Below are 19,742 nucleotides of genomic sequence, written 5' to 3'. Positions count from 1 at the left end.
GCCGCACGTCTTCCACACAGATGACGCTGCCGTCGGCGTGTCGCGGCGTCGACACGCCTGGCGCAGCGCGAAGCGTGTGGAACACGTGCGGTGAGTGGGCAGGGAGGCGGCTGAAACTAGGACGATGCTGGTTCCAGGGCCGTGGCGGAACCGGGGCATCACAGTCGCCAGGACGATGCAGGAGGCAGCCGGGCGCGCGGCTACAGATCGACCGGGGTCGCCTGGTGGTACCGGAGCCGCCAGCGGTCCTCGTGGACCCAGATCGAGCTGCGGTGTGCCGCGCCGTGCTCACCGTGGCCGGGCACGGAGGTGTACAGCACCATGGCACCGTGGGAGCAGACAGCCTCGACCCGGAAATCGGTGAGGGGAAGCGTCACGTCGATCTCCTGGTACGGCAGGTCGAGCACCTGCTCCCGGGTGTAGATGCGGCCGGACTGGCCGATCTCGACATAGCCGGGGGCGAGCACCGCGTCCATGTAGGCCCGGTCGAAGCGGGTCTCCGCGCGCCACATCGCCTCCTCCATCGCCTGGAGGAGAAGTGCGTCGTCACGCGCGAGCTCCATCAACCCACTCTATGCAACCAGCGCACCGGCGCACCGTGTCCGGCGTAGCGGAAGGGCTCGAGCTCCTCGTCCCAGGCGGTGCCGAGGGCGAGGTTCATGGCGCGCGCGAAGTCGGTCGCGGTGCCGCCCGCCTCCATGACGGCGCGGATGCGGTCCTCGGGGACCACGATGTTGCCGTGCACGTCGGTCACGGCGTGGAAGATCCCGAGCGAGGGGGTGTGCATCCAGCGTCCGCCATCGCAGCCGAACGACGGGTCCTCCGTCACCTCGTAGCGGACGTGCTCCCAGCCGCGCAGCGCGGAGGCGAGCGCCGCGCCCGTGCCGGGACGGCCCTGCCAAGCGACCTCGGCGCGGAACATGCGGTGGCCGGCGGGCTGGTCGGTCCACTCGAAATGGGCGCGCGGACCCAGCACTCCCTGCGCAGCCCACTCGATGTGTGGGCCCATCGCGCGCGTAGCAGAGTGCACGAAAAGAACACCGCGGGTGATGGTAGCCATGACCCTTCCTTCCTGTGAGGTGCGTCTTCCCCAACGACCTCGAAGGCGGTCCAGCTCAGCCGGGCGTGTCTCTATCGTGCCCCAATCACCGAGGAAATGCCAGCACCACGCACCGTGACAGGCGCATCGTCGCCCCGTTGTGCCAGGCTGTCCGCATGGCCACCGTCGACGAGCCGATGACTGTCTCGCAGATCCGTGACGCCGAGGACTGGACGATGCTCACGGTCCCCGAGCGCGATCTCATGGATCGCGCCGCCGCAGCGGTGGCCGACCAGTGCTCGCTGCTGCTCGCCTCCCGGCTCACCGGAGTCGAGGGCGCCGAGGTGGCCGTCCTCGCTGGCCCCGGCAACAACGGAGGGGACGCCCTGCTCGCTGGCGCGCTGCTCGCCGAGCGCGGGGCTACCGTGCGCGCGATCCCCTGCGGCGGTCGCCTGCATGAGCGGGGCGCGGCGCGGCTCAGCGCCGCGGGAGGAGGCCGGGTGGACCCCGCCGCGGGCGCGGTGATCGTCGCCGGCGCCGACCTCGTGATCGACGGCATCGTGGGCCTTGGAGCCCGAGCGGGGCTGCGAGAGCCCGCGGCCTCGCTCGTGCCGCTCATCCCGCGCGAGACCCCGGTGGTGGCGGTGGACCTGCCCAGCGGGCTCGAGGCCGACTCGGGAGACGACGACGCGCCTCACGTGCGCGCGACCGTCACGGTCACGTTCACGGCGCTCAAGCGCTGCCTGGTCGAGCATCCGGCGGCGCAGTCGGCGGGCCGGGTGGTCGTCGCCGATGTCGGGGTCGAGCTGCCCGAACTGGATCTCTGATGAGCCTGGCGTCCCGCGCGCACGGGATCAGGCCCGGCGCGTCGGCGTCACGCCTGCTCGAGTGACTCCCTGAGCTCGCGCATCGCCTGCTTCCGGACGCCCTTCTCAAGGCGGTCCAGGTACAGCTTGCCGTTCAGGTGGTCGACCTCGTGGTTGATGAGGCGCGCCCAGATCTCCTCGCCGTCGATGACCACGGGGTTGCCATCGAGGTCGGTGCCCTCAGCCTTCGCGTACGCGGGACGCTGGCACGGGTACCACAGGCCCGGCACGGACAGGCAGCCCTCCTCGCCGAGCTCCTGGAACTCGTCGGAGTTCTCGGTGATCACCGGGTTGAGGATGTAGCCGATGTCGCCATCGATGTTCCACGAGAACGCCCGCAGGCTCACGCCGATCTGGTTCGCCGCGAGTCCCGCGCGACCTTCGTAGTCGACCGTCTCGAGAAGGTCCTCGACAAGGCCCCTCACGTGCTCGTCGATCTCGGTGATGGGCGCGCACGGCGTGCGCAGCACGGGGTCGCCGGTGACTCGGATCTCTCGCATTGCCATGTGGTCATTCTTCCACGTCATCCCTTGTGACAGGCTGGGGACATGGTCACGAGCTCTGAGATCGACGCGTCCGGCGTCGCCGCGCTGTGGCCGCGCCCCCTGCCAGACGACGACAAGTACACGCGCGGGGTGCTCGGGGTGGTCGCGGGGTCGGACGCCTATCCCGGCGCGGCGGTGCTGAGCGTGACCGGGGCGTCCCGCGCGGGCGCAGGCATGGTCCGCTACGTGGGCCCGCGACGCGCGCAGGACCTCGTGCTCGCGGCGCGCCCCGAGACGGTGGTGCATGAGGATGCGGACGCCGTCGACCGGCTGCCGCGCGTCCACGCGTGGGTCGTCGGCTCGGGCGTGTCGGACGCGCCAGGCCAGGACGCGGTGATCGGGGCGGTCTGGGCGGGAGGCCTGCCCTGCGTGGTCGACGCCGGGGCGCTCGAGGACTGCGCGCGCGCCCGCCACTCGGGCGCCAGGGCCACGCCAGCGGAGAAGATCCTGCTCACTCCCCACGAGGGCGAGCTCGTGCGCGCGCTCGCCGCGATCCGTCACGACGTCACGGCGGACGATGTGCGGGCCGACAGGGCGGGGCATGCGCGCCTTCTCGCTGAGACGACGCGATCGACGGTGCTGCTCAAGGGCTCGAGGACGATCGTGGCCGCCCCCGGCGGCGCCTCATGGGAGCTGCCCGTCGCGACGCCGTGGCTCGCCGTCGCGGGTTCGGGCGACGTCCTCGCGGGCGTCGCCGGCGCGCTTCTCGCCGCGGGGCTGGACGCCGCCGAGGCGGGCGTGTGCGCGGCCTGGGCGCACGCGCAGGCGGGCGCCCTCGCCGCTGGGGACGATGCGTCGGGCCCCGACGGTCGAGGCGGACCGATCACCGCCTCAGACATCGCGTCGGCGCTGCCGAGGGTGATCGCCGCCCTTCGTCGCTGACGACCCCCGGCGATCGCTCACGTCAGGGGCGGTCGACGCCGCGCGCCGCCGTCAGCTCCCCAGTCCCAGGATCGGCACGCCGAGGATCACCACCGCCGCGAAGATCACCGTGAGGATCACGGCCGCGATCGCGAGCCCCCACACGAGGCGCGGACGCTGCCCGTCCTCCACGAGCGGCATGATGAGGCGCGTCAGGCCCGCGGTGGCGGCGAACGGCACCGTGAGCCCCACGAGGACCAGTACCGCGTTGGCGAGCGGGTACTGCCCGTCGACGAAGAAGATGGCCCCTGGCAGGAGCGACAGCGCCGCTCCGAGCGCCGCGAACCGCCACGCCGCCCGACGCGCCTCCCAGTCACGGGTGCGCGCGTCGAGCCAGCGGCCCACGGTATGGACCGCGAGGACGATCCCGAGGACCACGGTGAGGATGTGCTCGATGGCCACGAAGACACCGGAGACCAGGACCAGCTCGTCGCCGGTGGGGTCGGTGACCAGTGCGCCGAAGATCGCGCTCGCCGCGGATCCGAGGATGAGCGCGAGCATCGCGTGGAGCGGTATCGCGATCCCGGTGGCCAGCCACGCGCGCCGCGCGCCGCTGAGCGGCCTCGTGTCGCCTTCGACCGAATCGACAACCATGGCGGTCGCCTCCCTCAGCGGTGCGGAACGGCGTCCCGGATCTCCAGGTTACGTCCGGCATCGTCCCGGGTCGAGGGACGATGCGAGGCGCCGGCGTCGCTCACACGAGCCGTAGCCGCAGGCTCGCCTTGTCGGGCGGAGCCGCGCCCTCGGCGTCCAGTACCGCCCGCTTGACGGGAAGGATGTAGGTGCCGCGGTCCTTCGAGGGGAAGATGCTCGTGCGCCACGTGGTGTCGCCCAAGGTCACCTCGACCTTGACGGCTCCGAAGCCGCGCCGAGGGCCTACCTGGACGTCCTCGATCACGTCCGCGACGTCCTCGGGAAGGTCGGCGAACACCCACGTCTGGAGCCTGGCCTCCCAGAGGTAGAGCTCCGCGTCGAAGCCGAAATCGGTCATGCGACGAACGTATCAGCGTCGGCCGCGCCTGTTTCGGGCGCGTGAATTCTTCATTCCTCCGTTCGCGATGTGAGATACGTCACATTATTCTGCGCTTGAGGGGACTCGACGGGCTGCAACCCCGGACAACCCGCCTGGCCCCGCTGAGGGAGGCCCGTCATGGCGCCTGCACGCACCCGCGCCCGCCGGCTCGACAGGGCGGCCGCCACCGCCCTGCTCGCCACGATCGTGGCGCTGACGCTCGCCCTCGCCCTGACAGCGCTCGGCGCGGCGACAGCCTGGGCGGGAGAGCCAGGGTCCTCGCCCGACCGCGGGACGACGCATGACGATGGGGACCGCGACGACGGCTACCGGACGGCCGGCACCCGTGACGATGACACGGCCCGCGAGTCGACACCACGCGAGACCACGAAGGAGACGTCACCCCAGTCCGTGAAGGCCGCGCCGCGCTTCAAGACCCACGGACCCGTGACGACGACGACCTCCACCCCGACGCTGAACGGAGTCGGGTATCCCGCCGGCTCGACGCTCATCGTCACGGCCACGGGCACCACCGATGACGGGGCCACGGTGTCGGGCCGCACCTGCACGGCGACGCCGACGGGATCCGGCAGCTGGTCCTGCACGTTCACCACCCCCCTGCCATCCGGCTCGTACCAGCTGCGACTCGTCCACCAGCACGCGCAGGACGGTCGCGACGTGACCACGTCGTCGTGCCGTCTCGTCGTGAGCCTGCCCGAGCCGGTCGAGACCGAGGACGAACCCGAGCCCGCCGCAGAACCACCAGCGCCGGCTCCCGCCACGACAAGCAAGACGACCAAGACGACCAAGCAGTCCACCCCGACGACGACGACGCCGGCTCCCGACCCCACCACGAAGAAGGCCGGCGCGGTCAAGGCCGAGTCGGTCACGAAGAGCACTCCCGCACAGACCACCACACCCGCCTCGGAGACCACCCGTGCTGCGGCCAACATCCCGGTGGCCCCGAGGGCGGTGCCGACGCTCCCTCCGATCGACTGGTCGTTCACGATCGTGGACTCCGCAGGCAAGGACATCGGCGGGCGACCGCTCGTTCCGGGCGAGCAGCTCGCCGTGCTCGCGAACGGACTGCCCGAGGGTGCGAAGGTGCGCGTCGAGCTGCATTCGACGCCCATCTCGCTCGTGAACGCGACCGTTGACGCCACGGGCTCGCTGATCGCGCCGTTCACGCTGCCCGCATCGACGTCCGCGGGCGCGCACGCCCTGGTCGCCACGCTCACCGCGGAGGGCTTCTCCGCCTCGGTGTCGTCGCTGCCTGTCGTCGTCGCGGCGGTCGAGGCCGACGCGATCGTCCCCGCGGAGAACCCGGTGGATCCCGAGCCGCCCGTCGTGAAGCTCACTCCCGTGCCTCACGAGGACTACGTGCGACGGCTGTCGGACGTCGTGCCATCGCTGTGGGAGAACACGATCACCCCGTACACGATCGCCACGACGGGCGGCCTCGCGGCGGTGTTCGTCCTGCTGGCCGCGCTCCCCGCCGAGCTGCTGCAGTCCACCCTGACCGAGAACTACGGGCGCGCGTTCGCGTGGCTCACACCCGTGCGGCGCAGGACGCGCGGCCTGCGCCGGTTCGTGCCCCGACGCCTCGACAACCCCTGGCTCGGCAGCGCGTTCTCGATCGGGCTCACCTCGATCATCCTGGGCTTCTCCGAGCCCCAGTTCGGGCTCAACACCTGGTCGGTGCGGACGTTCCTCGCGCTCTACCTGTCGCTGTACGCGATCAACATCGTTACCAACATCGCGAAGCTCGGGTACGCCGCCTGGCGATTCGACATCCGCGGCGTGCTCTCCCCGTTGCCTGGCGGGATGGTGATCGCGGCGGCGTCCGTGCTCATCTCACGGGGCCTCGACATCCAGCCGAGCCTCCTGTTCGGACTCGTCGTCGGGATCACGCTCGCGCGCACCCAGTCCAAGGAGGCCTCGGGACGCATCGCGCTCGTGGGCGCCGCCGCGGTCCTCGCGCTCGGGATCGTGTCCTGGCTCGCCCTGAGCTTCGTCGAGCTGGGCTTCGGGCACGACACGGGCTTCCTCGTCGGGCTCATGGAGGACACGTTCGCGGCGACCGCTCTCGAGGCGCTCACCGTGCTGCTGGTCGGGCTGCTGCCCTTCGAGTACCTCGAGGGCAAGGACCTGCACGACTGGGATCAGCGGATCTGGGCGGGCGCCTACTTCGTCGCCGCAGCGGCCTTCGTCTTCATCGCGGTGCCGCTCGGCGAGTCGTGGGACGAGTCGCAGTCGACGGTCCTCACCTGGGTCGCGATCGTGGCGGGCTTCGCCGCCATCGCGATGACGGCCTGGGTCGCGTTCCGACTCTTCCCGGCGCACGAGGCCGCCGACGAGGAGCGCGAGCGCATCGACGCCTAGCCACGGACCAGGGACGATGCTCGCGTTCCGGGCAAGCAGAGAGGCCCCCTTCCCGCTGTGTGGGCGGGAAGGGGGCCTCTCCTTGCAGCTCCCCCGACTGGACTCGAACCAGTAACCCTTCGATTAACAGTCGAATGCTCTGCCAATTGAGCTACGGGGGATCGCGCTGTAGAACTCTACACGATCCCGGGGCCTCCCAGAAACCATCTCGGGCGCCGCGGGGCGCCGACGTGACCGAGACCACGCCCGCTTCCCCGCTAGGCTGGTCTCCCGCGTGGCCGACGTCGCGCACGGGCCAGTAGCTCAGCCGGTTAGAGCAGTGGACTCATAATCCATCGGTCGCGGGTTCAAGTCCCGCCTGGCCCACCGACCTGCCCTACATCACCACGCGCTCGGCGTCCGCGTCCTTCACGTCCGCGCCGCCGCCCGCGATGATCCGGTGGCGCACGGCTCCGGAGATCGAGTCGACGATGACCGTGACCGCGATGATCACGAACAGCAGGATGCCGATGAAGTCCCACTCGCGGTAGCGGAACGCCTGCGACAGGACCGAGCCGATGCCGCCCGCGCCGATGACGCCGAGGATGGCGGAGGCGCGGATGTTGATCTCGAAGCGGTAGAGCCAGAAGGCGAGCACCTCGGGCAGCACCTGCGACCAGTACGTCCAGCGCAGGATCGCGCTGCGGGGCGCGCCCGCGGCGCGGGCCGCCTCCACGGGACCGGGATCGATCCCTTCGAGCGCCTCCGCGGTGAGCTTGCCCAGCGTGCCGACCGCGCCGATGCCGAGCGCGAGCGCGCCCGCGTTCGCGCCGAATCCGAAGATCGGCAGCAGAAGGATGATCGCGAAGATCAGCTCAGGCAGGGTGCGGATGAAGTTGAGCACCACCCGCGTCGCCTGGACGACGACAGGGTGAGACACGTTGCGGGCCGCGAGGAAGCCCATGGGCACCGACAGCGCCGCACCGATCAGCGTTCCGATCCACGCCATCGAGATCGACTCGAGCATGCCGCCCAGGGCCTGCGACCAGTACTCGCTGTAGGGCTCCGCGAACGGGTTCTGCACCAGTCCCTTGACCATGAGGTAGAGGTACTTCCACCCCTCGGTGAAGATCGACGGCAGCTCCTTCCAGTCCGCGTTGGACAGGAATCCGCTGCCGATGACAAGGACGACAAGAACGATCGCGCCGACGGTGGCACGGGTCTTCCCCGGCTCGGGCGGCCGCACGGTCGCGGGCGTCGTGGCGGTCTGCGCGCTCACACGAGCCTCCTTCTGAGGTACTGGGAGAGCTGGTCGATCAGGAGCACCACGACGAACATGCTGATGACCACGGCCGACACGTTCTCGTAGTTGAACCGCGCGAACTGGACCTGGATGAGCTGGCCGATGCCTCCACCGCCCGCGTAGCCGATGACGACGGAGGCGCGGATGTTGAGCTCGAAGATGTACAGCGCGTACGACAGGAAGTTCGGCAGGATCTGCGGTTGAACGGCCCAGCGCGCGCGGGCGAACGTGCCCGCGCCCGACGCGTCAGCCGCCTCGAGCGGACCAGCATCGACCGCATCGATCGTCTCGGCGGTGAGCTTGGCGGCGATGCCGATGTTGAAGATGAACAGCGCGAGGATGCCCGCGAGCGAGCCGACGCCCACGAGCGCGACGAAGATGAGCACGTACGCGACGTCGGGCAGCGAGCGGAGCACCGACAGGAACCACTTGGTCGCGCGGTAGATCCGGGTGGAGCGGTTCGTCACGGTCGAGGCCATGTAGGCGAGCACGAGCCCCACGGCGACGCCGAAGAAGCTCGCGATGATCGCGATGGAGACCGTCTCCAGCCAGGCGGTCCAGGTGCTGCCCAGGAAGGACCAGTTCGGGCGCAGGAACTGCTCGACGACGACCCAGCCGTTCGCGAAGTCCGTGAACAGGGGCGCGAGCGTGAACTGGATCTCCCAGCCCGCCCACACGGTGATGAGCGCGGCGACCACGAGTCTGACGATGAGGAACCTGCTCGGCGCGGGCCTTCTCGGCCGCGCCGTGACCGCGGGGGACGCTGAGGCGACCGTCATGCCTGTCCCGGCAGCACGTCGTCGGCGGTCAGCGAGCGCCCGTAGATGTCCTCGAACACCGCATCGTCCGCCTCGGCGCCTGTCCCGTCGAACACGACCTTGCCTGCGCGCATGCCGACCACGCGATCGCCGAACTGGCGCGCGAGATCCAGGAAGTGCAGGTTGACGAGGGTGGTGATCCCCAGGTCGCGGTTGATGCGCTGGAGGTCCTTCATGACCATCTGCGCGGTGGGCGGGTCCAGGGACGCCACCGGCTCGTCGGCGAGCATCACCTTGGGGTCCTGCGCGAGCGCGCGGGCGATCGCGACGCGCTGCTGCTGACCGCCCGAGAGCTGCGAGGCGCGCGTCCAGGCCTTCTCGACGATCCCCACGCGCTCGAGCGACCGGTAGGCCGTCTCCTTCTCCTCGGCAGTCCAGGCGCCGAACAGCGACCGCCACATCGGGATGTCGTGCATCTGGCCGACCATCACGTTGTTCATGACGGAGGTGCGCTTCACGAGGTTGAACGACTGGAAGATCATCCCGATGCTCGAACGCACCTCCCTCAGGCGCTTGTCCGAGGCGCCCGCGATCTCGACTCCGTCCACCACGAGGCTGCCCTCGGTGACCGGCACGAGGCCGTTGATCGTCCGGATCAGCGTGGACTTGCCGGCTCCGGAGAGTCCGACCACCACGACGAACTGACCGTCCGGGATGGTGAGGGAGACGTCGTCCAGGCCGACGACGCCGTTGGGATAGCGGACGGTGACGCCCTTGAGCTCGATCATGATTCCTGCCTACCAGGGGAATGGCACCGGCGGCCAGCCTCGCAGGCTGACCGCCGGTGCGGTTGTCCGTCGACGAACCAGCTGCCTACTCGCCGCCGAAGTTCGCGTAGGTCGACGCCACGATGCCCTCGAAGGCGTCCATGTTCGCCGCCTCCAGGCCCTCGATCTCGTAGACGGCGTCGAGGGCCGCGAGGCCGTCGTCCGTGCCCGCGAGCGTCGTCAGCGCATCTGTGATCGTGGTCTTCTCGTCGTCCGAGAGGTCGCCGTTGAGGACGACGCCGTCGTTGGGGATGTTCTCGGTGTACGCGAACACGACGTCCGTGGTGCCCACGTCCGAGAACTCCTCGGCAAGGTTCGAGCGCGCGTCGTTGTAGGAGACCGCGATGTCAGCGTCACCGTCGTAGAGCGCCTGGACCGACTGCGGGTGGCCGCCCGCGAAGAAGCCGTTCGGGAAGGCGGTCGACGGGTCGTCGATGCCGAGGATGCCGGCGAGCTGGGTGGCCGGGAAGTAGTAGCCCGACGCGGAGGTCGCGTCGACCCATGCGATCGAGGCGTCCTCCGGGATGAGCGCGAGCGCGTCCTCGCCCGCGGGTCCCTCGTAGCCGGTGGCGCCGTTGCAGTACGAGTAGTCGACGCCCTCGTCGTCGGTCTCGGTCGTCACGTCGTCGAGGCAGTACGTGTCGGGGTCGTTCGTCATCCACTGACCGACGTACTCCGAGGAGCCGTAGCGCACCGACTGCAGGACGATGTCCGCGCCCGCCTCCTCGTGCGCCTGCCACATCGCGACCGGGCCGAGGAAGCCGATGTCGGCCTTGCCGGTCTGGAGCGCCACGACGACGGCGTTGTAGTCGTCGGGAACGAAGATCTCGACGTCCTGACCGAGCTCCTCGGACAGGAGCGCGGCGAGCGTCTCGCCGTCGGTCGTCAGCTGCTCGACCTCGTCCGAGGGCACGAGCGCCAGGGTCAGGGTGTCGTCTCCACCCGAGGAGCAGGCCGCCAGGGCCAGCGCGGACGCGCCGACGAGGGACAGCGCAGCCACGCGCTTGGGGAACTGGTTCACGTTTCTACCTCTGCAATTCGTTCGTGGTGCGCGCACCCCCTCCGGGCGGCGACGATCGCCGAAGCGACTTTTCGACGCTATCGGAGGATGTTGATGAGGTGAACGCGAGTTCGCAGATTTAACGGGACGGTTACCTGGGATTCATCGGACCGTGTCCGAAAAGTTGCACAGTCCTGAACAGAATTCCCCGGAACGTATGGCAAGGCGCGGCCGCGGGTCACTCCCCGCGCAGGGACCGCCGCTTCCCCTCGAGCGCGATCAGCTCGGCGAACGCCTGCTGCGCCTCGGGCGATCCCTCACCCGCACGCTGCATCGCTCCACGCAGCTCGGCGATCTGCCGCGTGACCGCGAGGTCCAGCAGGCGGGACAGCACCGACGCGGCGTAGGGGCCGTCGTCCCCTCCCTCGTGCGGAAGGGGCGTGACGGCGAGCTCGGAGATCGTGGGGGCGAGCGTCGGCCCCGCCTGCTCGACCACCGCCTCGACCCAGTCGGGCGCCGAGCTGGGTCCGCCCGCGGCGAGCATCGACTCGAACACCGCACGGTACTGCGGCACCATGAACGCCTCGGGGCTCAGGTCCGCGTACACGGCTGCGGGCGCGGCCTCGTTCGCGATCGCGGGCGCGAGCTGCAGGAGGACGCCGAGCGACAGCGCCTCCTGCCGCACCACCGGGTCGCGCCGCGAGGGCCGCGCGGGCCCGGGCGCGACCTGCATGACCGCGCCGGTCTCGGGGTCCATGGGCGGGGGCCCGTCGTCATAGGGAGGCTGGGTCGGGGACGATGCGCCGTCCGGCTGGGCGGGCGCCGACCCTTGGGGACCGTGCCCGGCAGGACGATGCTGGGACTGAGGACGATGCTGGACCTGGGGAGCGCGTCCCGCGCCGGTTCTCGCGGCCTCGGACACGGCGCCGCGCACGGCTTGGACCTCCATGCCGAGCCAACCGGCCAGGCGACGCGCGTACTCGGGCTGAAGGACGCGGTCGCGGATGCCCGCGACCACGGGCGCCGACGCGCGCAGCGCCGCCACCCTGCCCTCCGCCGTGTTGAGGTCGTAGCTGGCGAGGGTCGTGCGGATGACGAACTCGAACAAGGGCTGGCGCGCTTCCATGAGCGCCCGAACCGCATCGTCCCCGCGATGCTGACGGATCTCGCACGGATCCTGACCCTGCGGGTCCACGGCGACGAACGTCTGCGCGAGGAATTGTTGGTCCAGCTGGAAGGCCTTGAGCGCCGCGTTCTGCCCCGCCTCGTCGCCGTCGAACGTGAAGATCACCTTGGAGCCCGTGGATCCGACCTTGAGCTGCGCCCCGGCCATGTCGCCCATCAGCCGCCGCACGACCTTGACGTGATCCTCGCCGAACGCCGTGCCGCACGTCGCGACCGCATTGGTGACGCCCGCGAGATGGCACGCCATCACGTCGGTGTAGCCCTCGACGACCACGGCGGTCCGCTCGGACCGGATCGACGACTTCGCGAGGTCGAGGCCGTAGAGCACCTGCGCCTTCTTGTACAGCGGTGTCTCGGGGGTGTTGAGGTACTTGGGGCCCTGGTCGTCGTCGAAGAGTCGCCGTGCGCCGAAGCCGATCACCTCGCCCGTGACATCGCGGATCGGCCATACGAGGCGCCCGCGGAACCGGTCGTACACGCCGCGCGAACCCTCGGACACGAGCCCCGACGTGCGCAGCTCCGCCTCGGTGAAGCCGTTGCGCCGCAAGTGGTCGGTGAGCGCCTGCCAGCCCTGCGGCGCGTAGCCGACGCCGAAGTGCGCGGCGGCCTCGCGCCCGAACCCGCGCTCGGTCAGGAAGTCGCGCCCGATCTTCGCCTCGGGGGTGCCGAGCTGCGACACGTAGAACTCGGCGGCCACGCGATGCGCGTCGAGCAGCCTCTTGCGCTGCCCGGCCGTGCCCTCCTTGCGCGGACCCGCGCCGGCCTCGTAACGCAGCGTCACCCCCGCGCGCTCCGCGAGGTACTCCACGGCCTCCACGAACGGGAGGCCGTCCATCCGCATCACGAACTCGATGACGTCGCCGCCCTCGCCGCACCCGAAGCAGTGCCAGCGACCCGCCTGGGGGCGCACGTGGAACGACGGGCTGCGCTCGTCGTGGAAGGGGCACAGTCCCTTGAGGGAGCCCACGCCCGCACTCTTGAGCGTCACATGCTGGGAGACGATGTCCTCGATCGGCGCGCGCTCGCGCACCGCCGCGATGTCATCCCTGTTGATCGTGCCCGCCACGGCATCACACTACCGGCGCGACCGTCCGTCGCCGTGCGTCGGCGCCGCCTCGCTTGCGGTGTCGCGTGACGAGAATGGGTAGGCTTGACCGCGGTCATCGATGAAAGGACTCCCCCGTGCGCGTCAACTCCTTCCTGTGCGACTCCGCTGAGGTGGTGCAGGGCAAGATCTACGCCCTCGGCGCCGGCTGGAACGTCATCAACGTCCGCACGTTCCCGGCGGTCCACCGCCGCCTGACGGTCGCGGCCACCGTGCACGTGCCCTTCACCTCGACGAACGAGGCCCACCGCTTCGAGATCAAGCTGCTCACCGAGGACGGCAAGGAGCACCCGATCGGCCTCCGCATGGGCGATGAGGGCAAGCCCGTCCCGGTCCACGGCGTCGGCGGTGAGTTCACGCTCGGCCGCCCCCCGCACCTGGTCGACGGCGACGAGCAGATCGCGCCGTTCGCTTTCCCCTTCGACGGCCTGCGCTTCCCTGCCGCCGGCATGTTCTCGTGGGTCATCTCGATCGACGGCGAGGAGGCCGCGCGCCTGCCGATGCGCGTGCAGCAGGCCCAGCAGCAGGTCTGATGGGCCTGTACTCAGGGCTCGTGTACCCCGCGGTGCTGATCGTCGCCGGAGCCCTCGCAGTCGTCGGAATCCTCACGCTCGCGCTGCCGCGCGCCCATGGCGCGCTCAAGGCCGTCGTGACCGCGGCCTGGATCGTGACCGCGGTCCAGGCGCTCGCCGTCGTCTGGCTGCTGCTGACCGGCAACGACGCGGGCGTCGTCCTCACCGTCGGCTACCTGCTCGCCTCGATCGCGCTCGTACCGCTGCTCGGCATCGGACGGCTCGGCGAGCCGCCGGCGCCCGGTGAGAAGGTCGACCCCGACCGTCCCGTGCTTCGAGCCGACCAGATCGTCCGGCTCGATGCGATCGCCGCCGTCCTGATCGGCGCCGCGATCGCAGTGGTGGCCTGGCGCCTCGCGGTGATCCTGGGGACCGCATGACCAGGGACGACGCAATGCCGGAGCGCAGGGTCATGAACCCCGTCGCGCGCATCTCGCTCATCGCGGTCTACGCGGTGCTGTGCCTCGCCGCGACCGGCCGCTCGGCCTATCAGATCTCGACCAAGCTGTCCGAGGCCCCGCTCCCCTATCTGATCTCCGGCGTCTCGGCCGTGCTCTACGGCGTCATCGCGGTCGCGCTGTGGCGAGGCCGGCGGCGCATCGCGCTGATCGGCTCCGCGCTCGAGCTCGCGGGCGTCGTGATCGTCGGCACGCTCGGCTACCTCGAGTCCTCGTGGTGGCCCGACGAGACGGTGTGGACCGGCTACGGCTCCGCGTACGGCTGGGTGCCGCTGCTCCTGCCGATCGCGGCGCTCGTCATGCTGCTGCGCGCGAGAAGGGTCCCTCAGGACTCGACGGCGTCCTGAGGCCTGCGGCTCCCGCGCGGCTTGCGCGGGCTCACGACGAGCCTGTGATGCCAGTCGTACGCGGACTTGTCGGTGAGCGAGGCCACCTGGTCGACGGCCGCCCTGAGCCGTCCCGCATCGTCCGCCGCGTCCCGGTAGTCCGCGGCGAACTGCGGCTCGAAGGCCTCGGGCCCCCGGTCCGCGAGCGCGGCGACCAGCTGCTTGAGCACCTTGCGCTGCTTCCCGTAGCCGGGCGTCGCCTCGCGCGGCGCCATGAGGAAGTGCACCGCGATGCCCTTGAGCAGGACGATCTCCGCGTGCGTCTCCTGGGGGAGCACGAGCCTCGCGTTGTACCGCGTGAGGGGCCCGTCGCCGTGCGCCTGCCGTGTCGCGTCGATCGCGCCGTTGCACATGCGCCCGATCAGCTGGCTCGTCATGTCCTTGAGCGCGGCGAGCGCCCTGCGCGAACCGTCGTACTCGTCCGCCCACCAGCCGAAGACCCGGAGCCGCTCGAGTGCTTCGAGCAGCGCTGCCTCGTCGTCCCAGCCGTACCACTCGCGCGCCCGCTCGGCGACGGCGCGGGCGACGCCGGGGTCGCGCATGACGGACAGCGACACCCCCTGGTGCACGACGGAGTCCTCGACGTCGTGGACCGAGTAGGAGATGTCGTCGGCGAGGTCCATGATCTGCGCCTCGAAGCTCGGCTGGCGCGACGGGGCGTCCGCGCGCAGCCAGTCGTAGACGGGACGGTCGTCCTCGTACACGTTGAACTTGCGGATCGGCCGGCCGTGCGCGTCGAGCTTGAGCTCCTGCTCGCCCCACGGGTACTTCACCGTGGCGTCGAGGACCGCGCGCGTCAGATTCAGGCCGATGCTCTCGCCCGTGACCGGGTGGATCGTCTTCGGCTCGAGCCGTGTGAGGACGCGCAGCGTCTGGGCGTTGCCCTCGAAGCCACCCACGTGGCGCACGGCCTCGTCGAGCGCGCGCTCGCCGTTGTGCCCGAACGGCGGGTGGCCGAGGTCGTGGGCCAGGCACGCGGCGTCGACCACGTCAGGATCGCACCCCAACGCCTTGCCGAGCTCGCGCCCGACCTGCGCGACCTCGAGCGAGTGGGTGAGCCGGGTGCGCACGAAGTCACCGCTGCCCGCGCCGAGGATCTGGGTCTTCGCCCCGAGCCGCCTCAGCGCGCTCGAATGGACGATGCGGGCACGGTCTCGCGCGAAGGACGTGCGGTTGGCGGTCTTCGCCGGCTCGGGTACCAGGCGTTCCTTGTCCGACTCTGTGTAGCCGGGGCTCGCATCGCTCACGTTCCGATGCTATCGCCGCGCCATCCCTCGACCTCGACCAGGACCGCGGACAGTACCGGTCCGAGCCCCGCGCGGACCAGGTGGCCGAGCATCTCCGGGTCCGGCACGCGGCCGGCGAAGCCGGGGATGACCTCGAGGAAGCCCACGATCATGACGTCGCGCAGCGCGTCCGACGCCTCGCGGTAGCCGGCGTCGAGGATTGAGAACAGCTGGAGGGTGCGCCCGTTGGGGCCCACCGTGCGGAACGTCTCGAGGAGCCACGACATCAGGTCCTGCATCATCAGAGTCGGGAGCACCTCTCCCTCGGCGAGCTTGAGGTGCTCGCCGAGCACGCCTCGCACGTCCGGCATCACGTAGGCGATGTGACCGAAGAACGCGACGATCTCCGCATAGTCGGGGTGAGCCTCAGGCTCATGAAGGCCGAGCTCGCCATCGACAGGGAATCTGCGCGTGCCGTGGTCCTCGCTCATGACACCTCAACCTAGCGGGTATCCGGCCGTCGCGGCCCGGGCGTCCGGCGGTCGGGCAGTCGACTCGACCGGCACGCACGGTCCAGTCGACCGGCCCGCGCGTCACTCAGCCGCCGGACACGGAGAGCTCGGCGTCGCGCAGGCGCGCCTCATGCTCGGGCGTGAGGTCCTGACTGTCGAGCCAGCCGTCCGGAAGGGCGGGCTGGCGAGCGCTGCCCTGCCGACCTCGGGCCCCCTCCGCCTCCGCGCCGGGGTACGGCGTATCCAGATCAAGGCCGTCCAGGCGGCCACGGAGCTCGGCGAGCGTCTCGACCAGCCCGAGCGCGCGTCGTGCTTCTCCACCGACCGGGTAACCCTTGAGGTACCAGGCCATATGCTTGCGAATCTCGCGCATCGCCTTGCCTTCGTCACCACCGAACGTGTCGACCATGAGCTCGCCGTGACGGTAGATCGTGTCCGCGACCTCTCGCAGCCCCGGCTTGACCCGGTCCGCACGGCCCTCGAACGCTGCCTGGAGGTCCGCGAACAGCCACGGACGCCCCATGCAGCCGCGCCCGACGACGACCCCGTCGCATCCGGTCTGCTCGACCATCGCGACGGCGTCCTCGGCCGCCCAGATGTCGCCGTTGCCGAGCACCGGAATCGTCCTGATCTCGTCCTTGAGCCGAGAGATCGCGGACCAGTCGGCGGTGCCGGAGTAGTAGTCGGCCGCGGTCCTCGCGTGCAACGCGACCGCGGCGACGCCCTCGCGTTCGGCCATGCGCGCCGCATCCAGGTAGGTCAGGTGGTCGTCGTCGATGCCCTTGCGCATCTTCACCGTGAGGGGGATGTCCTTGCGGGAGGCCTCCTTGACGGCGCCTCGGACGATGTCGCGGAACAGGTCGCGCTTCCACGGCAGCACCGCGCCGCCACCCTTGCGCGTCACCTTGGGCACCGGGCAGCCGAAGTTCATGTCGATGTGGTCCGCGAGGTCCTCCTCGACCAGCATCCGCACCGCCGCTCGGACGGTCGCCGGGTCGACACCGTAGACCTGGACCGAGCGCGGCCGCTCGTCGGGCTCGTGGTGGATGATGCGCAGGCTCTCCGGGGTGCGCTCGACCAGGGCGCGCGAGGTCACCATCTCGGCGACATAGATGCCGCCTCCGTGCTCGCGGCACAGCCTGCGGAACGCGGCGTTGGTGACGCCCGCCATCGGCGCGAGCTCGACGGGCGTGTCGATCTCGAGCGGCCCGAGCCGCAGGGGCGGGAGCAGTCGCTGGGTGGCCGAGCCGGTTGAGGTCATTGCTCCATTGTCCCCGATCGACGGTTCACCCCCCGCCGCACGATCCCCTGAGGGCAGGGCCACCGCCCACGACGGGCGGGTGCGGACATAGACCGACCCGCCCGAGCGGCTGAGGGATCGCTCGAGCGGGCCGGCGTGCGGCGCGCGTTCCTCGGTCGGCCTGCGGTGCCCCTTCTCACCTGCGAGGGTCCGCGTGAACGCGCAATCTTCAATTGATCCGGACGCGCCGGAGGCTCACCTCACGCGTGAGCAGGGACGGGCGACGAAGAGACCGGCCGAGACCCAGTGGCGGGCTGCTCGCGCGACGACTGTTCTGCCGACGAGCCGCCGCGTGCGGCTCGGCGACGCCTCGCGACCAACGCCAAGGACACCGTGCCGACGACGAGCGCCAGGACTCCGAGCGCGATCCACACCGCCAGGATGGTGATCTCCTCGCGGCTCGCGGCGTTCGACGCGGCCTGCTCGACCGTGCCCCACGTCGACGACACGGCGGCCGGGATGCCGAACGCGGCGTAACCGCAGACCAGCCCCACTCCGCCCAGGACTCGCAGCCCAGCACGACTGTCGGATGAAGTCATTGACATGCTTACCCTCCCCCAAGAACAACAGAAGGGCCGCTCTGAGACGGTGCCGCCGTTTTCCGACGAGCCGTCTCGAGTCAGCCCTGACCCCCAGCGTCACCGTGCCCGAGCCCTCCCCGTTCACCGTGTGACATTCTTCACACTAACGGGCAAATCGGACCCCGGCCAGCCGGTTTTGGTTACATCTAGGTAAATTGTCCGTTTTCGACCTCAAGTGTCACGGTGGCGGCGCCGACGCGACGCTCGACGCCGTCGTCGAGCGGACAGGCATACCTGCGAGCGGGCATACGCTAGTGAGCGGTCTCCCCCGGCACCACCACGGCCTTGAAGGTGCGCAGCATGATCTCGATATCGCCGAGCAGCGACCAGTTCTCCACGTAGAAGAGGTCCAGGCGGACGGCATCGTCCCAGGTGAGCATCGAGCGCCCACTGACCTGCCACAGCCCGGTGACCCCGGGGCGCGTCAGAAGCCTTCGTCGTGCGGAGTCCGTGTACATCGCGACCTCTGCCGCAATCTGCGGCCTCGGACCGACGAGGCTCATCGAGCCGCCGAGGACGTTGAAGAGCTGCGGAAGCTCATCGATCGAGTACTTCCGGAGCACCTTGCCGATCGGCGTGATGCGCGGGTCGTCCTTCACCTTGAACAGCGGTGTCTCCGCGGTGCCCTGCGCCTCGAGTAGCTTCTTGAGCTCCTTGTCCGCACCCTGGCGCATCGACCTGAACTTGAGCATCGCGAACGGCTCGCCGCGCAGACCGATCCGCTGGGACCGGTACAGCAGCGGCCCCGGCGACGTCATCCTGACCGCGAGCGCGACGACGAGCAGGATCGGCGAGGCGACGACGATCAGCGCACCGGACACGAGCACGTCGAAGGCTCGCTTCGTGAACCTGTCCGCGGGCGACAGCTGCGGCGTCTCCACGTGGATGAGCGGCAGGCCCGCGACCGCACGTGTGTGGAGACGGTGCCCGGCGATGCCGACGATGCTGGGCGCGAGGACGAGGTGCTGGCTCCCCGGCTGCAGCTCCCAGCCGATCTCCTGAACCCGGTGCGGCGAGAGGACGTCGGCGCTCGTGATGATGATGGTGTCGGCATCGGTCGCCGCGGCGCTCGCCACGCTCGACTCGGCGTCGCCCACGATCGGGACGTCGGTGCCCGGCACCTCCTGACCCGCCACGCCGTCGGGCACGCACGCTCCCACGATGAGATAGCCGGCGTCGCGGGCGCGACCGAGCTCGGCGGCGATCTCCTCCACAGACTGAGGCGAGCCGACCAGCAGCACCCTCGCGCTGTACTCGCCATCCTCGCGCTTGAAGCGCAGCCACTGGCGCCACAGCCACCGCTCCACGAACAGCACGAGCAGGCCGAAGGGCACCGTGAGGAACAGGAACGGCTTGATCGACTCCACCCCGAAGACGAACGCCACGGTGGCGATCGCGCCGAACACCATGAAGGTCGCGTCGAAGACCCGTTCGTACTCCTGCGCACCCTCACCGACCACGCGATCGCTGCGGGTGTCGGCGAGGGCGAGGGCCGCCTGCCAGGTCACGAGGACGAAGAGGGGGAAGCCCAGGCTCAGGAGCGCCTCGCGCCCACCATCGGTCGGATAGGGCAGCAGGCCCCCGGCAGCAAGCGCGAGCTGTCCGCCCACCACCACCCACAGCAGCACGGCGAGGTCGCTCGCCGCGAGCCTCCGCCCGTAGGCGCGCCGCCACTCCTCAGTCATCCTCGGCGCCCCTTCGGCTCCGTCGACGCCGACGTCGACGCTCTCGCGACCGACCTCGACCTCGGTGACGCTCTGTCCTGTCATCTGCCTGCCCCCCAGA

At 70.3% G+C, this 19,742-nt stretch carries 21 protein-coding genes and 2 tRNA genes; 7 read left to right on the top strand and 16 right to left on the bottom strand.

The annotated features are described in order from the left end of the window. Nucleotides 1-200: 200 nt before the first annotated feature. Nucleotides 201-563 (bottom strand): nuclear transport factor 2 family protein, encoded by a 363-nt coding sequence (locus AOP78_RS04280; protein ID WP_062201984.1) that lies wholly within the window; start codon nt 561-563, stop codon nt 201-203. Further along, on the bottom strand, nt 563-1,060 hold the full coding sequence (locus tag AOP78_RS04275) for a DUF3145 domain-containing protein (RefSeq protein ID WP_062201982.1): 498 nt from the start codon (nt 1,058-1,060) through the stop codon (nt 563-565). Before AOP78_RS04275 ends, AOP78_RS04280 begins: the two co-directional genes overlap by 1 nt. A gap of 155 nt (nt 1,061-1,215) precedes the next feature. Between AOP78_RS04275 and AOP78_RS04270 the strand changes: the two genes are divergently transcribed. Continuing rightward, the gene (locus tag AOP78_RS04270; protein WP_062201979.1) at nt 1,216-1,866 is read left to right on the top strand and encodes an NAD(P)H-hydrate epimerase; all 651 of its coding nucleotides are present in this window, start codon (nt 1,216-1,218) and stop codon (nt 1,864-1,866) included. 47 nt (nt 1,867-1,913) lie between these two features. On the opposite strand, the gene def is transcribed toward AOP78_RS04270, so the two are convergent. Next, the gene (def, locus tag AOP78_RS04265; protein WP_062201977.1) at nt 1,914-2,411 is read right to left on the bottom strand and encodes a peptide deformylase; all 498 of its coding nucleotides are present in this window, start codon (nt 2,409-2,411) and stop codon (nt 1,914-1,916) included. A gap of 42 nt (nt 2,412-2,453) precedes the next feature. On the opposite strand from def, the gene AOP78_RS04260 reads away from it, so the two are divergent. Then, nucleotides 2,454-3,332: an NAD(P)H-hydrate dehydratase gene (locus AOP78_RS04260; protein ID WP_062201975.1), complete on the top strand. Its 879-nt coding sequence runs from the start codon at nt 2,454-2,456 to the stop codon at nt 3,330-3,332. 51 nt (nt 3,333-3,383) lie between these two features. Here AOP78_RS04260 and AOP78_RS04255 read toward each other — a convergent pair whose 3' ends face one another. After that, nucleotides 3,384-3,965: a hypothetical protein gene (locus tag AOP78_RS04255; RefSeq protein WP_062201973.1), complete on the bottom strand. Its 582-nt coding sequence runs from the start codon at nt 3,963-3,965 to the stop codon at nt 3,384-3,386. Nucleotides 3,966-4,065: 100 nt separating this feature from the next. Beyond that, nucleotides 4,066-4,362: a DUF1905 domain-containing protein gene (locus tag AOP78_RS04250; protein WP_062201972.1), complete on the bottom strand. Its 297-nt coding sequence runs from the start codon at nt 4,360-4,362 to the stop codon at nt 4,066-4,068. 159 nt (nt 4,363-4,521) lie between these two features. On the opposite strand from AOP78_RS04250, the gene AOP78_RS04245 reads away from it, so the two are divergent. Then, on the top strand, nt 4,522-6,765 hold the full coding sequence (locus AOP78_RS04245) for an Ig-like domain-containing protein (RefSeq protein WP_062201970.1): 2,244 nt from the start codon (nt 4,522-4,524) through the stop codon (nt 6,763-6,765). 88 nt (nt 6,766-6,853) lie between these two features. On the opposite strand, the gene AOP78_RS04240 is transcribed toward AOP78_RS04245, so the two are convergent. Then, nucleotides 6,854-6,926 (bottom strand) — tRNA-Asn (locus tag AOP78_RS04240). A gap of 131 nt (nt 6,927-7,057) precedes the next feature. On the opposite strand from AOP78_RS04240, the gene AOP78_RS04235 reads away from it, so the two are divergent. Then, nucleotides 7,058-7,131: transfer RNA gene (locus AOP78_RS04235), tRNA-Ile, on the top strand. A 10-nt stretch (nt 7,132-7,141) separates the two neighbouring features. Here the strand turns inward: AOP78_RS04235 and phnE (AOP78_RS04230) are convergent. The 5 genes from phnE (AOP78_RS04230) to dnaG all read right to left on the bottom strand — a co-directional run bounded on the left by phnE (AOP78_RS04230) (nt 7,142) and on the right by dnaG (nt 12,883). Continuing rightward, nucleotides 7,142-8,023: a phosphonate ABC transporter, permease protein PhnE gene (gene phnE, locus AOP78_RS04230; protein WP_062201968.1), complete on the bottom strand. Its 882-nt coding sequence runs from the start codon at nt 8,021-8,023 to the stop codon at nt 7,142-7,144. Next, nucleotides 8,020-8,826: a phosphonate ABC transporter, permease protein PhnE gene (gene phnE / locus AOP78_RS04225; RefSeq protein ID WP_062201966.1), complete on the bottom strand. Its 807-nt coding sequence runs from the start codon at nt 8,824-8,826 to the stop codon at nt 8,020-8,022. The genes phnE (AOP78_RS04230) and phnE (AOP78_RS04225) overlap by 4 nt, the downstream gene beginning before the upstream one ends. After that, the gene (phnC, locus tag AOP78_RS04220) at nt 8,823-9,593 is read right to left on the bottom strand and encodes a phosphonate ABC transporter ATP-binding protein (protein ID WP_062201964.1); all 771 of its coding nucleotides are present in this window, start codon (nt 9,591-9,593) and stop codon (nt 8,823-8,825) included. The genes phnE (AOP78_RS04225) and phnC overlap by 4 nt, the downstream gene beginning before the upstream one ends. Nucleotides 9,594-9,678: 85 nt before the next feature. After that, a complete protein-coding gene (gene phnD / locus AOP78_RS04215) occupies nt 9,679-10,653 on the bottom strand; it encodes a phosphate/phosphite/phosphonate ABC transporter substrate-binding protein (protein ID WP_062201962.1) in 975 nt (324 codons plus the stop codon). Between the two features lie 217 nt (nt 10,654-10,870). After that, nucleotides 10,871-12,883 (bottom strand): DNA primase, encoded by a 2,013-nt coding sequence (gene dnaG, locus AOP78_RS04210; RefSeq protein WP_062201960.1) that lies wholly within the window; start codon nt 12,881-12,883, stop codon nt 10,871-10,873. 116 nt (nt 12,884-12,999) lie between these two features. Here dnaG and AOP78_RS04205 point away from each other — a divergent pair, with 116 nt between their 5' ends. From AOP78_RS04205 to AOP78_RS04195, 3 genes are read left to right on the top strand one after another with little or no spacing between them, the layout of a single operon-like run. Beyond that, nucleotides 13,000-13,455, top strand: coding sequence for a DUF6941 family protein (locus AOP78_RS04205; RefSeq protein WP_062201958.1), 456 nt, complete (start codon nt 13,000-13,002; stop codon nt 13,453-13,455). Then, nucleotides 13,455-13,874 (top strand): hypothetical protein, encoded by a 420-nt coding sequence (locus AOP78_RS04200; protein WP_062201947.1) that lies wholly within the window; start codon nt 13,455-13,457, stop codon nt 13,872-13,874. Before AOP78_RS04205 ends, AOP78_RS04200 begins: the two co-directional genes overlap by 1 nt. A 14-nt stretch (nt 13,875-13,888) precedes the next feature. Next, on the top strand, nt 13,889-14,299 hold the full coding sequence (locus AOP78_RS04195; protein ID WP_062201945.1) for a hypothetical protein: 411 nt from the start codon (nt 13,889-13,891) through the stop codon (nt 14,297-14,299). Here the strand turns inward: AOP78_RS04195 and AOP78_RS04190 are convergent. The 5 genes from AOP78_RS04190 to AOP78_RS04170 form a co-directional block, all read right to left on the bottom strand. Then, nucleotides 14,278-15,585 (bottom strand): deoxyguanosinetriphosphate triphosphohydrolase, encoded by a 1,308-nt coding sequence (locus AOP78_RS04190; RefSeq protein WP_062201943.1) that lies wholly within the window; start codon nt 15,583-15,585, stop codon nt 14,278-14,280. The two genes, AOP78_RS04195 and AOP78_RS04190, sit on opposite strands and share 22 nt — an antisense overlap. Beyond that, nucleotides 15,582-16,055: a hypothetical protein gene (locus AOP78_RS04185; protein ID WP_062201941.1), complete on the bottom strand. Its 474-nt coding sequence runs from the start codon at nt 16,053-16,055 to the stop codon at nt 15,582-15,584. The genes AOP78_RS04190 and AOP78_RS04185 overlap by 4 nt, the downstream gene beginning before the upstream one ends. 106 nt (nt 16,056-16,161) lie before the next feature. Continuing rightward, a complete protein-coding gene (gene dusB / locus AOP78_RS04180) occupies nt 16,162-17,337 on the bottom strand; it encodes a tRNA dihydrouridine synthase DusB (protein ID WP_062201939.1) in 1,176 nt (391 codons plus the stop codon). 239 nt (nt 17,338-17,576) lie between these two features. After that, nucleotides 17,577-17,921, bottom strand: a complete 345-nt coding sequence (locus tag AOP78_RS14970) for a hypothetical protein (RefSeq protein ID WP_152659401.1) — start codon at nt 17,919-17,921, stop codon at nt 17,577-17,579. 287 nt (nt 17,922-18,208) lie between these two features. Further along, complete coding sequence (locus AOP78_RS04170; RefSeq protein ID WP_062201935.1) at nt 18,209-19,726, bottom strand: sugar transferase; 1,518 nt, start codon at nt 19,724-19,726, stop codon at nt 18,209-18,211. Nucleotides 19,727-19,742: the final 16 nt, after the last annotated feature.

Origin of the sequence: Demequina salsinemoris (assembly GCF_000974805.1) — a bacterium.
GTDB lineage: Bacteria > Actinomycetota > Actinomycetes > Actinomycetales > Demequinaceae > Demequina > Demequina salsinemoris.
This window is presented reverse-complemented; position numbering and strand designations above follow the sequence as displayed.